The sequence below is a fragment of the Paenibacillus sp. FSL R5-0623 genome (assembly GCF_037974265.1).
Taxonomy (GTDB): Bacteria; Bacillota; Bacilli; order Paenibacillales; family Paenibacillaceae; genus Paenibacillus.
This window is the reverse complement of record NZ_CP150233.1, coordinates 233009-252207: the sequence shown is the minus strand read 5'-3', so window position 1 is coordinate 252207 and position 19199 is coordinate 233009. Positions and strand designations below refer to the sequence as shown.

Annotated in this window: 13 protein-coding genes; all 13 read right to left on the bottom strand. The window is 47.8% G+C overall.

Annotation, left to right across the window (positions count from 1 at the left end):
* Positions 1–175: 175 nt before the first annotated feature.
* A complete protein-coding gene (locus MKY92_RS01175) occupies positions 176–1810 on the bottom strand; it encodes an ABC transporter substrate-binding protein (protein ID WP_339298814.1) in 1635 nt (544 codons plus the stop codon).
* A 128-nt stretch (positions 1811–1938) separates the two neighbouring features.
* The gene (locus MKY92_RS01170) at positions 1939–2847 is read right to left on the bottom strand and encodes a carbohydrate ABC transporter permease (RefSeq protein WP_339298813.1); all 909 of its coding nucleotides are present in this window, start codon (positions 2845–2847) and stop codon (positions 1939–1941) included.
* A gap of 15 nt (positions 2848–2862) precedes the next feature.
* Positions 2863–3807, bottom strand: a complete 945-nt coding sequence (locus MKY92_RS01165; protein WP_223199956.1) for an ABC transporter permease subunit — start codon at positions 3805–3807, stop codon at positions 2863–2865.
* Positions 3808–4338: 531 nt separating this feature from the next.
* Positions 4339–5751 (bottom strand): alpha-L-fucosidase, encoded by a 1413-nt coding sequence (locus MKY92_RS01160; RefSeq protein ID WP_339298812.1) that lies wholly within the window; start codon positions 5749–5751, stop codon positions 4339–4341.
* Between the two features lie 693 nt (positions 5752–6444).
* On the bottom strand, positions 6445–7503 hold the full coding sequence (locus tag MKY92_RS01155; protein WP_339298811.1) for a Gfo/Idh/MocA family oxidoreductase: 1059 nt from the start codon (positions 7501–7503) through the stop codon (positions 6445–6447).
* Between the two features lie 292 nt (positions 7504–7795).
* On the bottom strand, positions 7796–8662 hold the full coding sequence (locus MKY92_RS01150; protein ID WP_339298810.1) for a sugar phosphate isomerase/epimerase: 867 nt from the start codon (positions 8660–8662) through the stop codon (positions 7796–7798).
* Positions 8663–8766: 104 nt separating this feature from the next.
* Positions 8767–10524, bottom strand: a complete 1758-nt coding sequence (locus tag MKY92_RS01145; protein WP_339298809.1) for a beta-galactosidase family protein — start codon at positions 10522–10524, stop codon at positions 8767–8769.
* 1 nt (position 10525) lies between these two features.
* The gene (locus MKY92_RS01140) at positions 10526–11986 is read right to left on the bottom strand and encodes an alpha-L-fucosidase (protein WP_339298808.1); all 1461 of its coding nucleotides are present in this window, start codon (positions 11984–11986) and stop codon (positions 10526–10528) included.
* 30 nt (positions 11987–12016) lie between these two features.
* A complete protein-coding gene (locus MKY92_RS01135) occupies positions 12017–12781 on the bottom strand; it encodes a copper homeostasis protein CutC (protein ID WP_339298807.1) in 765 nt (254 codons plus the stop codon).
* Between the two features lie 486 nt (positions 12782–13267).
* Positions 13268–13459 carry a hypothetical protein gene (locus tag MKY92_RS01130; protein ID WP_339298806.1) on the bottom strand — a complete coding sequence of 64 codons (192 nt, stop codon included), beginning with the start codon at positions 13457–13459 and terminating at the stop codon, positions 13268–13270.
* A 189-nt stretch (positions 13460–13648) separates the two neighbouring features.
* Entirely contained in the window at positions 13649–16432 is a 2784-nt protein-coding gene (locus MKY92_RS01125; RefSeq protein ID WP_339298805.1) for a glycoside hydrolase family 3 C-terminal domain-containing protein, read from the bottom strand.
* Positions 16433–16888: 456 nt separating this feature from the next.
* A complete protein-coding gene (locus MKY92_RS01120; RefSeq protein WP_339298804.1) occupies positions 16889–17977 on the bottom strand; it encodes a low temperature requirement protein A in 1089 nt (362 codons plus the stop codon).
* A gap of 229 nt (positions 17978–18206) precedes the next feature.
* A complete protein-coding gene (locus tag MKY92_RS01115) occupies positions 18207–19163 on the bottom strand; it encodes a ring-cleaving dioxygenase (protein ID WP_339298803.1) in 957 nt (318 codons plus the stop codon).
* Positions 19164–19199: the final 36 nt, after the last annotated feature.

Here is a 19199-nt window from a genome sequence, read left to right as displayed (position 1 = left end):
CTCCGAGATCCCCCCACCGTTACTGTTCATGCTATATGACGACAAACACCTGTGCTGATTGCTAATTTCCCATAAATATTCAGTACATTATATCGGATGACGTGGGGTTGTCATAGGAGAAGACCGTCCCGGTCACGGGTGACAGACGGGACAGCCTCTATATTGAATCCTTCAATTATTGATTTTTCTCAATGGCACGCTGGTAGATCTCAAGGTAATTACTCAGTCCGAGACCATCGAAGCCTTTGACATACGAATCCCATTCCTTATCAATGCTCTTGCTGCCAATAATGAACTGTGCCATATTCGTCTGCACATAATCCTTAATGGCTGTAGTCAGTTGTGCTGCTGATTCAGTATCCTCTGGACGAATAAATACGTTCGCAGGGTATACTTCTTTGGGTGCATAAGGTTCATACACATTGGTAGCTTGAGCCAGACGTGTACCATAACCCTCTGCTTCTAAAGGATTCTGTCCTTCGGCAAACAGATTACGGAACGTGTTGGACAAGTCATGGGCTCCGATCTGTGACCAGCTCTCGTTCACAACAACGTTTGGATCACGCTCAGGCAGGTTGTAGTAGCTGTATTTGGCCGGCTCGCCATTGATGTTTTTCTCATCGGCATCTGCCTTCTTCCAGCCCTTGCCTTCAGTTGGTCCATACTCCGCGTACAGCGCACCTTCTTCACTGAACATGTAGTCTACGATTTTGATGGCGGCAATCTGCTGTGCTTCTGTCGCTTTGTTGGTAATGGCAAACTCAAACTCACCTACGCTCTGTGTAGCGCCTGTCGTCTGCACTCCATCTGGTCCTTTCAATGGAGGAACGATCTCCCAGTGTTGGTGACGGGTGATGTCTTTGTCATAAGTATTCACGAGATAACTGACCAGCGCTGTTGTAATGGAGCCGACCACTTCGTCGCCTTCCTTGTTCCCCAGCTGTCCTATCGCCTGATCGTTCTGTGTAAAGGAAGCCGGATCAATCAGGCCATCTGCATACAGCTTGTTCATGTACTCCAGCCCTTTCTTCCAACCTTCCTGATTGGCGGCAAAACTTACCTTGCCATCGTTCACGATCAGATATTTGTCGTTGTCATTGTATATAAAGCTATTCATCAGATAGGCATCAATGTTGCCATTCCATACATACTTGTTCGGTGCACCTGTAAGTGGAATCTCGTCCGCTTTCCCGTTACCGTTTGGATCTTGTGTCTTAAACGCCTTCAGAACGGTATACAGTTCATCAGTTGTGGTTGGCATTTTCAGACCCAGATTATCGAGCCATTCCGTGTTGATCCAGTATTTCTGTGCATACGTACAGTGGTAACATTCATTGAAGATCGGCAGCGCATAGATGTTGCCGTCCGGTGCCGTGATGGCTTCTTTGAAGTATGGCTTCTCTTCCATAATCTTGGTCAGATTCGGACCATACTTCTGAATCAGATCTTGTAGCGGAAGGAACACGCCCTGTTTTCCATAGGTTTGAAGGTCTGAGGTGGTGAACTTGCCGTGAAGAAACACTTCGGGATAATCACCACTAGCCAGCAGCAATTGTCTGCGATCCTGCAAGGCGTCCGTTGGGGCCAGATCCCATTTTAGGGTAACGTCGAACTTGTCTTCGATAAATTGGGTGAATTCATTCTCTTCCATGGACGCTTTGCCTTGCGGAGCAAAGAAGGTCATTGTGACAGGACCGCCGCTCTCACCGCTACCGTCGCTACCACCCGATTCCTCGGATGAACTGCATGCGGACAACAAAGCCATCGAAGCAAAGACCAGAAACAACATCGAAATCCAAGATTTTCTCAATCTGACTCCTCCTTTTTTTCATAACGGCAAATTATTGGGTTGTAGTGCAAGCATATAAAATCGACCCCGGAAGCCGGCGTGTTCCTCCCACCTCCTTTCAAGAGGCAACCGGGCTTAATTCACAAGGATTAACCTTTGAGGGAACCAACCATGACCCCTTTAACAAAATGCTTCTGTACAAATGGATACATGATCAGAATGGGAATGCTCGCGACGACAATCAGTGCATATTTCAACACCTGCTCAAACCCCTGATCCCGCATCTGCTGGCTGGTATTGGCGAGCATCGCCGGGTCAGCCGCGTTCAGGATGAGCAGATTGCGAAGCACGTATTGCAAAGGGAACAACTTCTCGGAACGCAGGTAGATCAGTGCATCAAAGTACGCATTCCAGTGACCTACGGCATACATGAGTGTCATGACTGCCAGAATAGGCTTTGATAAGGGAAGAACCACGCTGACCAGATACCGGATATCCCGGCAACCGTCCATTTCTGCGGCCTCTCCAAGCTCTTCCGGGATGGAAGACTGGAAGAATGTTCTCGCCACGATGACCTGGAACACCGCGAGCGCCCCGGGCAGCCACATCGCCCAGCGTGTATCGAGCAGGTGCAAGTCCTTCATCAACAGGTAGGTGGGAATCAGACCGCCATCAAAGAACATCGTGATCATCATGAAAATGATAATGGCCCCTCGTCCGTAGAACGATTTGCGCGATAGGGGATACGCCAGCATGACGGTCAGTGCCACGTTAATGAACGTGCCTACTACGGTGTAGATGATCGTGTTATAGAAACCGAGCATAAGCTGTTGGCTTTTGAAAATGGAGATGTACGCCTTGATATTAAAATCGACCGGGAACAGCCACACCTGACCGGATGTCACGGCTCGTGAAGAGCTAAACGAAGAACTGATGATATACAAGAGCGGGTAAAACACCGTTAGCAGTATGGCGAACAGAAAGATATAGTTGAATGTCATGAAAATACGATCACCGAGCGGGTCCTTGATCCGGTTACGATTAATGAGGTTGAACATGGATAAGCTCCTCCTTTACCACAAGCTGTTCTGAGATACTTTGCGGGATATGCCGTTGACGATAACCAGCAGGATCAGGTTGATAATGGAGTTGAAGAACCCTACTGCCGAGGAGAAGCTGAAATTTGCCCCGATGAGACCGACCTTGTACACATACGTGGAGATGACCTCCGAAGCGCTTGTGTTGAGCGGATTCTGCATCAGGTATATTTTCTCGAAGCCAACGCCCATAATGCTTCCCAGACTCAGAATTAGCATGATGACGGTGACTGGAACGAGTGTTGGAAGGTCGATGTGCCAGATTTTCCGAAGTCTTGATGCGCCGTCCATCTTTGCTGCTTCATAGAGAGATGGATCAACACCAGCAAGGGCGGCAATGTATATGATTGATGAATATCCCATGCCCTGCCACACACCTGACCAGACATATATTGATTTGAAGTATTCGGGAATACCCATGAAGTTGGTCATCGGGAAGCCGAGCAGTGTGAACAGCTTGTCTACCACGCCCACATGCGGGGAGAGCATCAGAATGATAATGGATACCATGACAACAGTGGAGATAAAATGTGGAGCGTAGGTAACCATCTGTACGGTCTTCTTGAAGTAACCCGTTCGAATCTCATTCAGCGCCAGCGCCAGCAGGATCGGAATGGGGAAACCCGCAATTAAGGAATAGAAGCTGATTCCTATCGTATTCTTGATCAGTAGCCAAAAGTTTGGAGATTGGAAGAAGGCTTCAAAGTGTTTGAATCCGACCCACGGGCTTCCCCAGATTCCTTTGACCACACTGAAGTCCTTGAAGGCGATTTGGACACCCACCATAGGGATGTACTTGAAGATCAACAGATACAACACCGGGGGCAGCACGAGCAGGTAGAGCTCCCAGTGTTTCTTGAGGCTTTTGATGAATGGATGCTGCCGCTTGGGCTCCACATGTTTCCTCTGTTGGAGTTCCATCTTGGCGGGTATGCTTTCCGTAGCTCGACTCATTTGCGTCACTCCTTCTACACCTCAAGTGTAATAATATATTACATTTACATCCCTTAAACATCCTTTTTTCTGCTCTTAGTTCCTTGTTTAACAAACATGATGTAAACATTCATATCAGGTAGCGCTTTCTTAATTTGATAGTACATCGCCCGATAAACTTTTATCAATTTGCAATTTTCTCCGACTTCTCTTTATTCCACAAACCCTTGTGTGACAAGCGATTGCGAGCCGTTTCTATTGGGAATTGTGTCCCTTATGTATGAATAAAAAAATCCCGGAGGTGGTTATATCTCCCCCGGAATTGACATGGCATTCTTTACATGCAAGTTCAAAAAGTTAACGATTCAGCACCGAGAAGGTTGCGAGAACCTGAAGGAGGAGGAGCGGAGTGTAGGCAAACCTACATGAGCACCAGACTCCGAAGGTGAACGCAAGATTCGATGTCGAGTTCACTTCGTGGACTACTTCGTGATCAATTGGGGACTTTTTGAACAACCTCTATGCGCTTGTGATCAATCTGAACGTATGTGTGATCGGCGCTTCACTCGTTGCAGCAGATTGGGGCAGATCCACAAGAAGTCCGTCTTCTGTCTGCTGATACGAAAGTACGTCATCGCTACCGATGAGTTCGATCCGCTCTACCTTTTCCAGATAAGGAATGATTAACTGTGGTTGTACAGTCTCATTCTCGTTTCGGTATATACGGAAGGCATATACGGTGTTGATCTCTTCTTTCTGGGTGAAAGCCCAATCTTTCGTAAAATATGGCCCGCAGATCCGGGTTCCATAGACGCCTTCTCCATGAGTACCCAACCATTCACCGAGGCCCTTGATGCCTCGAATTGCCCCTTTTGGCAGACGCCCATCGGGTTGTGGACCTACATTCAGCGCCAGGTTACCACCCTTGGACACAACTTCGAGTAGAATGTGTGCCAGTTGTCTTCCCGTTTTATACTGATCATCGAATCCAAAAGCAAAGGAGTTCCCCACCGTAATACAGCTCTCCCATGGAATGTTCATCGGATGTTCCGGTATGGTCTGCTCGGGGGTAACGATATTCTCATACGGTCCACCGACGGTGCGATCTGCGGACAGAAGCCAAGGTTGTGTGGTCTGACGCGCCCGTTCCACGACTTCTCCAAGCCTGATATCCTGACCGTGGCGACCTTCGCGCACCCAGCCGGCATCCAGCCACAGACATTCGATCCGTCCGTAATTCGTCAGCAGCTCCATGATCTGCTCATGTGTGAACTCCACGAATTTCTCCCACATCCACGGATACTTATGGGGATCATACGAAGGGCCGCGCCACATATGACGTCCACGCTCCATGCCCGGTGCCCAGTAATACGGGGTATGCCAGTCCGCTTTGGAGAAATACGCTGAGATACCCAGTCCTTCGGCCCGGAAAGCGTCAAATAATGCTCGACAGATGTCCGCATACTTATGGGTATGAAAAGGCGTGTCCTTGCCCGTAATCCGGTAATCCGTCGTCTTGGTATCCCACATGCAGAAACCGTCATGGTGCTTGGTGGTGAACAGGAAATATTTAAACCCGTTATCTGCCGCCATCTGTGCCCATTCCTCGGGCTGGAAACGTATCGGATTGAAAGTTTTGTTCAGCTCGAAATATTCCCGTTTGAAATCTTCCATGTCATCCGTCCAGTCGATGTCATCGCGCGACCAATCGCCATCCTCGTCGCTCAGCGCCCAAGACTCCACGAGACCAAGCTGGGAATACGGCCCCCAGTGCATCATCAGCCCCAGCTTCTGGTCCTTGAACCACTCCAACCGCTCATTCAGCAGCGGATCTTCCGGTTTGATCCATTCATCCTCTTTGCTAAAATTGTGCACGCCGGCTTCGACAATCTGCTCTTCCTGCTCCAGTACGGTTTCTTTGGTTTCGCTCATCCTGTTTCATCTCCTTAGGATTAGATAAAAGATAAACCATACATGTTACGCCTGGTCACTCCGAGTGCAGTACCATCTTTCGATCGCTGTTATCCCCGGATTTCTTTTATTTCACTTTATAATTGTTGGAAATCCGGTGATAAAGGCGAGCGCTTTGCTTCTTCAGATTGGTTCTGCACTCTCCGTTTTGGCGTAAACGCTTAGTTTAACTATTAAGGGGCGAGTAACTTTGTTATTTCGAGTGCGGTGCCATCTTCAATCACTATGGACCCAGGTTTCCCTTGTTTCTATAGGGCGTTTTACCGGATACGGTAAGTCTCTATAGGATATGTCTTCAACTTCAGTTCAGGGAAGATATATGATGATGGATGTCAGCGCGTTTATAACGTTTTGAAATCCAAGCTGGCTGATCCTGGCGAATAGGTAGATGGATTTCTAAGGAACATAGGGCGTCTTATTTGGTCTTCAGGTCCACTTTTTAAATTGTAAGGAACAGTAGACACGTTATTTCCCAAATTCCTTACCAAAAGCACTGCAAAAGGCTGTCTATTCTGATATAGCATGTCTCAGGTTCCTTAGATTTCTGAAGAGGCTTCAAATCCTTAAATAAGATGCCTCAGATTCGTTAGCACTTGCTCCATGCTCTGCTCATAACTTCGAGTACAGTAGCGTGCCCGTATTGCAATGCTCCTTTTATAGCGTGATTTCGCGGCCTTGGCGTGCTGATTCGTATATGGCGCAGAGCATTTTCATGACCTCGACTCCATCCTCGACGGGACTAAGTGTTTCTTTGCGGCCTTGTGTGCTGTCGATAAAATGGTTGATTTCATTGCGGAATGAGCCCATAAAGTCGAATGATTTGAAATCCACTTGTGGCGTCATGTTCAAAATGGTATTGAATTTCTCGCCAATGATCGAAATTTCCGGCTCCAGCTCGGCACCGCCTTTGTCGCCATATAGTTTGACCGAGGTCTCATCCGCTTTGGCATGTAGCGTGAAGCTGACGTCTACGAGCAGGCTCGCACCGTTCTCGAAACGAATCAGAGCGTTCGCCATGTCCTCAACGGTGTTCTGCTTCGCATCATAGTCCGCTGCTTTGTAGAACGACAGATTGTTAATGTTCGAGCGGTTACCTAGTCGGTTGGACACGTTAGCGGAGACAGACTTTACCTTCGGTCTGCCCATCAGATACCAGCAAATGTCGATCACATGCACCCCGATATCGATTAGTGGGCCGCCGCCGGAGCGGTTGATATCCGAGAACCAGCCACCCGGATTGCCCAGGCGACGCAGACTGGAGGCTTTGGCATAATAGATCTCGCCCAGCTCACCCTCGTCGATAAACTTCTTCAGAATCTGTGCATTGTCGCTATAGCGGCGAACAAAACCAACTTGCAGCAACTTTCCGCTGCGATGAACCGCCTTCTCTACTTCGAGCGCATCCTCCACCGTTTGGCAGAGTGGTTTCTCACATAACACGTTTTTGCCTGCGTCCAGAGCAGCAATGCTAATCTCCGCATGGGAGTCGTTCCATGTACAGATGCTGACGGAATGGATCTCGGGCAATGCGAGCAATTCTTTGTAATCAGTAAACACATGAGGTGCATTATATTGCTTCGCCACTTCTGTGGCACGTTCTGCATTCAGGTCGCAGATGGCGTATATTTCAACGTCCGGGTTACTGACATAGGCTTGCAAATGGCAATCGGATATGGATCCGGCACCGATGACGGCGACTTTCAATTTGGACATAGTGCTGATTCCTCCATAAATAAAATTTAAAGTTCTGCGGGGTAGACGTTACGGTTGCGAATCGTTCTTCCGATCGCTCTTATCCCCAGATTTCTTTAATCCCCTTATTGCAAAGGGGAAATCCAGTGATAAAGGCGAGTTAATGCTTACGAAGTAGCTTTCTTGCAGAAAGCTTTTAGCTTCGTTTCTTCAGAATCGATTTCGCCCCCTCCACTACTTTTTCTGACTGAACTAACTTTCCGTTTGAGCCGTACGTAACTATTCATATTTCATTTAAAACAAGTATTCAGCCCTATGCCTCTTCCCATAGGCGGCGGACGTTATCCATGGCAATGCGTGAGGCGGTTTTGCAATCCTCCATGCCTTCAAATTCAACCGAGATATATCCGTCATACCCGGATTGTTTTAACACACGCATAACTTCAGGCATGTTAATATCGCCATGGCCCACAATGGCACCGCGCAGGTAATTACCGTGCGAGGTTTGAAACCAGCCTTCACCGGGGTTCCGGTACGAAGGTCTCCAGTAGAAGTCTTTGGCGTGCACGATCGACGCGTACGGAATGTTATTTTTTACGGCACTCACCGGATCTTCATCCACACAGAGGAAATTGCCGACATCCAGCGTGGTCTTGAAGTTACTCCGCGCCGTCTCGTGTAACAAACGTTGAATTCGCTCACTCGACTGCACATAGTAACCATGGTTCTCCACACTTGTTGTAATTCCAAAATCCGCAGCATAATCGGCTATCCGCTGACAAGCCTTCACCAGTACCGGCAGGTCGATCTCGAAATGTGCTACGGTTCCTTCTGGTGCAGGGCGGAATGCCACGTCATGACGCATCAGCTTTAAACCCAGCGCTGCTGCCACATCCACATGTCGCATCACATTTTGGATCTCTTGCTCCAACGCTTCGGCGTCCTCCTGCACAGCAAAGTTAGCGCCGATAGCATAATTGGAAATATCGATTCCTACCTCTTTTGCCACAGCTTTGATCTCATCAATCAACTCCGGATTATCGATCAGACTGAATCCCATCGGAACAATCTCCACATGTTCTCCGCCCTGATCGGCGATCCAACGAATGGCATCTGGTACGGTTAATTCTTTGCGATCCAGCGCTTGTTGCAGACTGTAGGTGCTGAGTCCAACTTTCACTTTTCCTCATCCTCTCATGTAGTCAATGTCCATACCCAACGTATACCTTTTTCTGGCGGACACGACAATTCTCAATAATCGTTTGGCTCACCTATTTTCCTTTTCTAGCCCAAATCCGGTGTATCCACGAACGTTACGGCCAGTTCAGACGTCTGATGAAGCTCGAATACGATGATTTCATTCTCACCTTCACGAAGAAGGGGGGCAGGTACATACAACGTTTTTTGCGGTCCTTTATTCCAGTAGCGCCCCAGATTGAATCCGTTTACAAATACAACTCCCTTGGTCCAGCTATCCAATCTCAGAAAAGTATCTCTCACATCCATGATCTGAAAATTTCCTCGATAAAAAGCTGGCCCCTGTGCTTCGCTAATCACATCGCTGAATTGTAAACCCGACAGATCGGTTAATGACAGACAATGAATCGTCCAATCATATAAAAATTGAAAGCCATGGCGTACCCCCTCCGTAATCCCCTTCGGATCTCTCAGGTACGGGCCATAGTTGATTCGCCCCATATTTTCAACAAGGATCAATAGATCTGCGCCCTCTGGCGGCACTTCAAAGGAAATCGATAATTCCGTATTGCCCCGTTCGAGCACACCTTGAAATTGCCCACCAACAAACACAAGTGCACGGTCACGCACCTCCTGAACCACAAGTTCCTGTCGCTCACTGGGCCCGGATATCCGGGTTTGATAACAAATAAAGCCATAATCCTGACCCAGCTTCTCCATAGGTTCCGGATTCGTACGTTGCACCGGGTCTGATATCCGGTCCAACTGCGCCAGTAATGACGCCTGCTGGTTCAACTCCACTCGCCCATAAGCGATGGTCCCCTTCGATTCTGGCAGCACAAGCTCACTCAGATCTTCGTTGTGATACCGAGCAATAAGATCACGTACGGCATGAAATTTCGCTGTCGGCTCCCCGGATTCACTGAGCAGTGAATCGTAGTCGTAACTTGTAATTGTGGGTTCGTATTGATCCTTCTGCTGACAGTTCGCCCCGTTGTAAAATCCAAAGTTCGTTCCGCCGTGGAACATATAGAAGTTAACCGAAGCTCCTGCTCGAAGCATCTCCTCAAACACACCCGCCACATCAGCGGCTTCTCGGGTATGATGTGACTCTCCCCAGTGATCGAACCAACCGTTCCAATACTCCATGCACATCAAAGGTTCGTCCGCCTGATATTCACGCAGCTTGGCGAACGCTCCTTGCGTCCCTGATCCAAAATTGACCGTAGCCAGATGCCCTGGTACAGATCCTGCCTGTAGCATGTGATCTGTCGGTCCATCCGAGGTAAATAACAACACATCCATACCCCGCTCTACCATGCCATCACGTAAATATCGTAGATAACTCGCGTCGTTCCCGAAACTGCCGTACTCATTTTCAATCTGCATCGCGATGATCGGCCCGCCATGGGTGCTAAGAAGAGGTTTCAATTTGGGCAAAAGCACATCATAATAACGATCCACATTCGCCAGAAATGTTGCATCATTGCACCGAAGACGGATATCATCATCAGCAAGCAGCCAGGCAGGTAATCCGCCAAACTCCCACTCGGCACATATATAAGGACTTGGACGAACAATCACATGCAGACCCACATCTCCCGCAATGCGAATAAAACGTTCCAGATCAGCCACGCCTTCAAAACAATACTGCCCCGGCTGCGGCTCATGAACATTCCACGCCACATACGTCTCCACCGTATTGAAACCGCAGGCTTTCAGCTTGAGTAATCGATCCTCCCAATAGTCGGGGACCACTCTGAAATAATGAATGGCACCCGACAAAATCCGAATGGGCTCGCCATCATACATGAACTGTGAACCTTTATACGTCAGCACAGCCATGTTATAACCCTCCCCGCTCGCTCAGATATATACCTAACCCGGACAACGTAGGGCACCATCTGGATTCATGAGTGCTTAAACGCATCTTTCTCGATGTGACCAGTGGGAAACAGCAAATTCGTTTATATCCCACCACCGTCCCCTTGTAGAACTCTTCCCAACCACCATCTGCCCTCAGTGACTCCAGTGTAAATCGCTCAATCCGTTGGCCTGTCTGGATATGTTCCATCAGCACCACCCGGTCAAACGATCGTTCTTCCTGCAAATCAAGCTCGATCCAAGCCTGCTCCGTTCCTTCGTGAGGACACCAATACGTATCCCTGTGTTCCGTCAGCACTTCCGATATGGCATGTTGTTCATCCATCGTCTCCGATGCTTTTACCAGCGCCTGCAAGGCGAAATTTTCCTGAAAAATGGTGCGCAGCGAATCTCCCAATTCCTGTAGTCGCTTGACATCCGTTTCGTGAATGAGACCACGCGTATCCGGTGGCAGATTGAGTAAAAAGGTGGCGTTGCCTCCTACTGCACCGTAATAGACGGCGAGCAGTTCTTCCAGTGTTTTGACCTGATCATCTTCACTGGCATGATAGAACCATCCTGGGCGAATTGAGGTATTTACCTCGGCAGGGTACCAGATCAGTGGGTCACCTTGGGAACGAATGACCTTTCGGCTTCCCAAATCACTGTCCTGCGTATTGATCCTTCTGGCAAACTCGCCGTCATCCACCTGTTGCGATTGCTCCTGAATCTTCTCGTTATCCTGCATATGCTCTGGCACAACACTCCATTCCGATTCCCGTGTGTGTCCCGCCTCATTGCCACACCAGCGAACATCCGGACCACATACCGAGATGACAGCTTCGGGCTGGAGCTCACGAATAAGCGCATAATAGGCGTCCCAGTCATAGACCTGCCTTTTGCCATTTGGACCCTCACCACATGCACCATCAAACCATACACAGAAGATGTCGCCATAATTCGTAAGCAGCTCGCGCAACTGTTGGAGGAAAAACTCGTTATACCTCTCCGAATCTCCGTAGGAGGCTTCATGACGATCCCAAGGAGACAGGTACACGCCAAACCTCAATCCACCCTCACGGCAGGCATCGGCGACTTCCCGAACCAAATCCCCCGCACCGTTCCTCCACGGACTGGCTGCAACCGTGTGCTCTGTAAACTGACTTGGCCACAAACAAAATCCATCATGATGCTTGCACGTCAAAATCAGCCCATTCATCCCCGCAGCCTTGCACGCCTGCACCCATTGCGCTGCGCTCAATTCAGAAGGATTGAAAATCGCCGGGTCTTCCTCCCCAGTGCCCCATTCCTGATCCGTAAATGTATTTACCGTAAAATGAATAAACGCGTAGAACTCCATCTCCTGCCATCTCAGCTGGCGTTCGGATGGGCTGACCTGTGCTGCGGACTTAATCCATTCGGCTGGTTGCAGTTCATAATTCATGGCGTATCACTCCTTTTATTTAGCGCATCCCTATATCATTGGACCACCCTTGCTTGGACCGCTACTCAGTGCACTACTGTCCATGAACGGCTGTGATGCAAGCAATAACTGCTGCTTGGCTTCTTCAACCAAATGTGGATCAATGGGATAATTAAAGCTGCCTTTGTACCTCACGCCTGATCCCATATGGATTTCCGTGATACCCGTCTGCCTCACTAGCGTTTGAATTCCCTCTATGGTGACCCCCGACCCTGCCATGACAGCGATGTTCAAGGCTTGCCCCAATTGCTGAAGTTGTTTCAGTTCTAGCATCGCTTCAGGCGCTGTCCGTTTTCCTCCCGATGTAAGCACACGCTCCACATTGCCCAATGTGTTAAGGGTCTTGAGCGCCCCAGGCAGGCTTGTGCTCACATCAATTGCACGATGAAACGTAACGCCCAAACCCTGAGCTTCGGCCATACATGATTGCAAGGATATGAGGTCGACTTCACCATTTCCGGTGAGGGCGCCGATCACGATGCCAGCAGCTCCAAGTTCCCTCGCCACGCGTATATCCCGAGTCATGACGTGGATGTCATCTGTGCTATAGCGGAACGAGCGGCTATGAGGACGAATCATGACGTACACCGGAATGGATACTTGGGACACCACATGCTCCATGATGCCATAACTGGGAGTAAGCCCTCCTTCAGACATCGCAGACACAAGTTCAATCCGATCTGCCCCTCCCTGTTCAGCTGCTATGGCATCTGCCGCATCCACAGCGATGACTTCCAATATAGGCTGTCTTTTCATAAGGATCGCTCCCTTCATCCATATTAATCACTAAGACGCGCTCACATCAGAAACGCTTAACCTGCTTTCTCATCCGATCCTTCCAGCATTCATAAACATCATCGTACTTGTACACTACACTGCTCCATGACATAAAGGACCGACAAAGCGCATCATCAGTGCTCCTGCGGTCCTTCTTCATTATTATGGGCGACGGTCAGCTTCCAGATCGAAATCTGCAAAGGCTGACCTTCCTGAAAGATATATGGTTTGTCGGCAATGATCTTCATGAATGGATTCTCCTTTGTGTGACCGGAATGGGGCTGGCAAATAGAGAGTGCAACGGACATCAGTACCTTGCCTGATTGATTTTTGTTATTTTTGTTATTTATAACGTTATTATTTATTAGCAATAGTCTAAAACGTTAGGATCAGAACGTCAATACAAAAAAAACACCCGGAGGGTGTCTTCGTGTCTTGGATAACCTTCTGGTCATCCGAGCTTTTCTATTTTTTACGCCGAGCCTTCGTCATGCGATTAAACATAATCAGTGCAACAATGATCATAGCTATCATGGCAATATTACTCGCCACTTCTTGTGATAATCCGAAAAGAACTCCCAGGTTAGTCACCAGGCCTCTCACAATCAGCGCCACCACAACCAGCAGGATTGGACTCAAAAAATTATAATTTCTCATTCCTCGCAACACCCCTGACCCCATTGTTCAGAACTACGAATCTCATAACACTATCATAACAGTAGCTATTCTGTGTTACAACAAAGGACACCCGAGTACAGTGTCCTTTGTCATATGCCAACGTATTCTATTTTGAATGACAGAACAACCTTTCGATCGCTCTTGTCACCTGATATTTCCGATTATCTTCTACACCTGTTTGAATTCGATCCAGTCAATCTGGAGGCCTGGTTTTGTGAAGTCCAGTTTCAATTCATATAGTCCTGCTTCAAGGTCTACCTTGACAAGTTTCTGTCTGATCCATTTGCCTTCCGTACCATTTGTTTGGATAGTGGTCACCAACTGATCATTCAGGAGCAGGTTACATGCACTTTGAGCCAGTTCCGGCTCAGGGGACATGATCTGTACGATAATCCGGTAATGGCCGGCCTCGTCCACTTTCATGTAGACAGGTTCAGCTACCGCAGGTTTCACCTGTGCGTTCTCAACCAGATCCTGAGCTTGTGCAGAAGATAGGGATGCATTCGCTTGGAAAGAAGCGATATTCTCTACAATCTCATGTTTGCGGGATGAAACCGGTGCATTCATGATGAACTTGCAGATATTAATCGCCGAGCGTTGCAGCTCTCCGCGAGTCAATGTTCCATTTTCCAAGGATTCAATCGTGTTATCGTCCCAGCCATTAATCTCTGCGCCGTAGTTCGGTACAACCATGTAGAGATCATTCTGCGCACGAATCATCCAGTTGGTGTATTTGCGATCAGCCTCTCCACCTTCAGTCACATCGTTCATAATCGCCCACCAGTCGGTCATTACGATTCCCTCGAAATTCCATTCGCCGCGCAGAATTGTGGTGTTCAGGTCATAGTTAGATGCCGCCCAGTGTCCGTTAATCGGGTTGTAGGAAGTCATGATGGAGTTCGCTCCGCCTTCTTTTACAGCGATTTCGAACCCTTTCAGATAAATTTCACGCAGTGCACGTTCGGAGACAACAGCATCTACTTTACTGCGGTGTTTCTCCTGGTTGTTGCAGGCAAAGTGTTTCAGTGTGGCATTGGAACCACCCTTCATAATACCTTTCGTACAAGCTGCAGCAAATACACCTGAGATCAGTGGATCTTCAGAGAAATACTCAAAGTTCCGGCCATTGAGCGGGCTCCGGCGGATATTCAGTCCAGGTCCGAGCAGGGTATCCACCTGATTTCTCAGCAACTCCTGTCCTTCCATCACATATAACTCTTCGACAAGATCCTTGTTCCATGTCGCCGCAAGCAACGTACCAATAGATACCTGTGTTGCCTTTTCGCCACTATCCATACGAATACCGGACGGGCCATCTGCCGTACATGCTACCGGAATACCGTAGTTAAACAAGCTGTCGCTGACACCACCAAATGCAGATGCCGTCCCCGAAGTAACGAGCGGACTGCTCATGCCTTCACCACGGACAATCGCTGCCAGATCCTGATCACTCAGTTGAGCGATGAAGGTTTCCAGACTCACTTTGCCAGCCTTAACGTCACTCAGCTTGTGGCCCTGATTACCCGTCTGCTCCAGCGTTTGCGGGAGATTCTGCTCAATCCGGTTCGCCATGGATATCTTACGTTTCGGTACTTCTGCATAAGTCAGTTCATAAGATCCATCTTCCTTGCGCGAACCTGGTTTCATCCGTGTAAAATCTTCGGTTGGGGCCATCGCTTCTTGCAGTTGCTCCACCAATTGAAGGGATTCAATAACATATCCATCCTGGCCATCGATGCTGATATGCTGCACTTGTTTCACACTGGTTCCTACGTGCAGTCGGTATGTGCCTTCTTCCAGAACGTATGCGGAAGCATGACCTGTAACGCCTGCATCATCGTAAGATGCCATGGCATGGATCGGGAAGCTGATCGTCAGAAGTTCTGACTCGCCCGGCTGCAACAATCCTGTTTTTCCAAAAGCCACCAAAGCCTTCACCGGTTGTCCCAGTTTGCCTTGTGGTGCTTCATAATAAACTTGCACAACCTCTTTGCCTGCATATGTTGTACCTGAGTTGGTCACATTTACACGAACTTCAATGTAGGTTTCGCCGTCTTTGGACACTGATTTTGCTTCTTCGTGTTGGGCCAAAAACGTCGTATAAGACAGGCCGTAACCGAATTCAAACTGAACGCGTTCAGGTCGAAACGTTTCGAAATAACGATAACCTACATAGATATCTTCCTGATACAGGTTCTTAAACTCATTGCCGTAGTTGCTTGTCGAAGGATAATCTTCGATGGAATATGCAATCGTATCTGTCAGTTTACCGCTTGGTGTAACGTCGCCCGCCAGCACATCAGCAATCGCGTTGCCACCCTCCATACCGCCATGCCAGGAGTAAATTACGCCTTGGATCGGATGTAGATACGTTTCGTTTAACCAGCTCATGTCGATGATATTTGAGACATTCAACACAACAATTGTGTGTTCGAACTGCGAAGTGACTTGCTTCAACATCGCTTTCTCATCTTCTGTCAGTTGGTAACTTCCTGGCGCATCGGCATTATCCTGGTCTTCTCCTGCTGTACGTCCAATCACGATGATGGCTTTGCTGGATTTGCTTCTAGCCTGTGCAACAAGTTCATCCGTCAAAGGCATTTCTTTCTGATTCCATGGCTCGGCTGCCCATACTTTTCCACCATCATCAAATGGATTTTCCTCAATCCACTTCTCATAGACAGTTGCCAGCTCTTCATTAACAGCAATATTCTTTTTGCTGCGAAGACCATCTAATAGATTCGTTGTGTAGGCCACATGTACACTACCGCCTGAACCTGTACCGCTACGATAATAATTCACTTGAATCCGTCCAAAAACTGAAACGTTTTCGTTTTCACGAAGTGGAAGCACTTGGCCTTCATTTCTGAGTAAAACGGCTCCTTCAGCGGCAACCGTACGACTAAACTCTGCAAACCCTTCCAATGGAACTCCGATTTGATGTGTGCTCAATGATTTCCCTCCTGATTGTCATCCCCATATCTACGAATCGCTATATATAAAATGAACTATATAAATTGAACTAAAGAATATTTACACTGGACACTCCGATGACAGAATAACCTTCCGATCGCTGTTATCCCCAGATTTTATGAATCCCCCTTATATGGGGAAAATCCGGGGATAAAGGCGAACGCTTTCGCTTCTTCAGGTTTTTTCTGTCCTCTCCGTTTCGTATAAATGTTTAGTTCAATTTATATAACAAAACGTACACTCATTTTATATAAAAGATATTCTATGATCTGGTAGATTCACTTGTACCTAGTCTCATATTAACAGATTCTATAGAAGAAATTAAATTAGATTTGTGCTTTATTTATATTATTAAAACTTGTCCACGATTAGCGGCATAATAAAAAGCCACGGACGCCTGTTGTCCGTGACTTTTCTTCATTTTAGATCACTATATCAAGTTGTAAGTTTCGCATATACCAGGAAGAATAACATCTCTTCGCCCATGATGACATAACTCGGAACCCGGTAGACCAGATCAATAAGGACAAATGCCAACAGTAACCCCACCATGACTGCCAGATGGCGTGGCCGGAGTCGTAGATGTGCGTGTCTGTAACGGTGGAACACAAGTGAGGTCGACAAGAAATATAGCAGCGTTGATCCAAACACAAACCCTAGCATGAACACATAGTTTAACTGATTCTGATATAACAGCTGAATTGAAGCAGCGATCATACTCATGGAGATGTAGATGAACAGATGGCCGTATATGATCGCTTGCCCGGCAGTCTGAATCTCTTTGCTGACCTTTTTCTCCACGTTATCGAAGTACTGCCACCATATCGCAATGACAAAGATGGACGTAAAGGCAGCAAACAAGATGGATTTCATATCCCAATGATCGGCTTGCAGCACAGCGATAATGCTTACCACCGATTCACCCAGCAGGATAAGTGTAAAGAGCGCGAAACGTTCCAACAAATGATGGGTCTGAACCGGTACTTTCACCAGATTTTTGCGTCCGATCAACGGAAGTACGATGTCAACGGCAATCCCCGCATACAAAATCACGTAGCGCAGCCAGGAATCGAAGAACAATGAACCTGATGAGATCAATATGCCAATAAGGAAACAGATACCCAAGTAACGAGCCGCTTGCTGCTGATGCTCGCCTTTTGACTTGTGGGCCGTCAGATACTGAATCGCCGTAAATGCCCGCGAGCCGATATATCCTATGAAGAAGGACAAGTAGTATTGGTCAAAATGGGTAGAAAGGCTCGCCGTCATGACCATAACGGACAGAAGCTGAAGGATGAGGAATATTCGATGGATCAGGATATCTTGACCATAGCGGTTAATAAACAAGGTCTGACCAACCCATGCCCACCAAACAGGGATAAAAATAAGCACAAACTTCATTAAATATTCAAACGTAATTACTCCATGTTCGGCATGCAATAAGACATGACCCGCTTTGGCGACCGCTGCTACAAAGAGCAGATCGTAAAACAGCTCCAGCCAGGTAACCTTTTTCTCCATCATCCTTCGTTGCTCCTTTAGGTTTTTCTCATAATCTAACGTCAGCTATATAAGTTGAACTAAAGATGATTCACACATACACTTCGATGACAGAATAACCCTCCAATCGCTGTTATCCCCAGATTTTTTAGTTCCCTTTTCCCAAGGGAAAATCCGGGGATAGCATATGCTTCCGATGTAGCTTTCTTTCAGAAAGCTTTTAGGCGAACGCTTCGCTTTTTCAGTTTTTCTCTTAATTCGCAGCTGTAGCAGGTACGAGCGTTCTGACTTCAATCGGTTGCAGATTGTCCTCAATTTGAGGGCGGTATTTCTCAAACCACTCTGGCAGCATCAATTTTTGTCCAAGCGAATCAGCAGGTTCATCTTTGGCAAAACCCGGAGGATCGGTAGCAATTTCGAACAGAATGCCGCCAGCTTCTCTGAAGTAGATTGCGTTAAAGTACTGACGATCCCGAACTGGAGTCGGTTGGTACCCATAATCACGTACAGCTTCGCTCCACTGTGCATGCTCCTCATCGTCTTTGGCGCGCCATGCAATATGGTGTACGGTTCCTGCGCCGCCCATACCCAGAGCCATACGGGTCACTGGAACATCTACGACATTACCGATATCCCCGCTGGACCGGAAACGAGCATACTCTTCATTTTCACTCACTCTGACAAATCCCAAAATTTTCTCAAGAGCATCCATCGTTCTTTGCGGGTTAACACTGAACAGGACAGCACCACCGAAACCTTTGATTGCTTTATCTGTTGGAATGCCTTCGTGCGCCCAAGTGCTGGTTGCTCCCTCTTCCCGTTCAACAAGCTCAAGCCGCAGGCCTTCGCCATCTTCGAATTGAAGCAGGTCTTCATTGAAGCGACTTGTTTTGGTTACCTCAATGTTATACTGTTCCAGCCGATTCTGCCAGAAGCCAATCGACCCAGGAGGAATGACATAGGAAGTGATGCCGACCTGACCTCCGCCAATTTTGCCCCGTGGTGATCCAGCGGATGGGAAGAAGGTAATGATGGTACCTGGGCTTCCGTGTTCATCGCCAAAATACAGATGATATACATCAGGTGCATCGAAGTTGATTGTTTTTTTCACCAGACGAAGTCCCAGAACTCCGGCATAAAAATCAACGTTGGCCTGTGGATCTCCTGCGAAAGCTGTAATATGGTGAATTCCTGCTGTTTGAATAGTCATGATTAATTCCTCCTTGGTTTGGTAAGCATGTTTTGA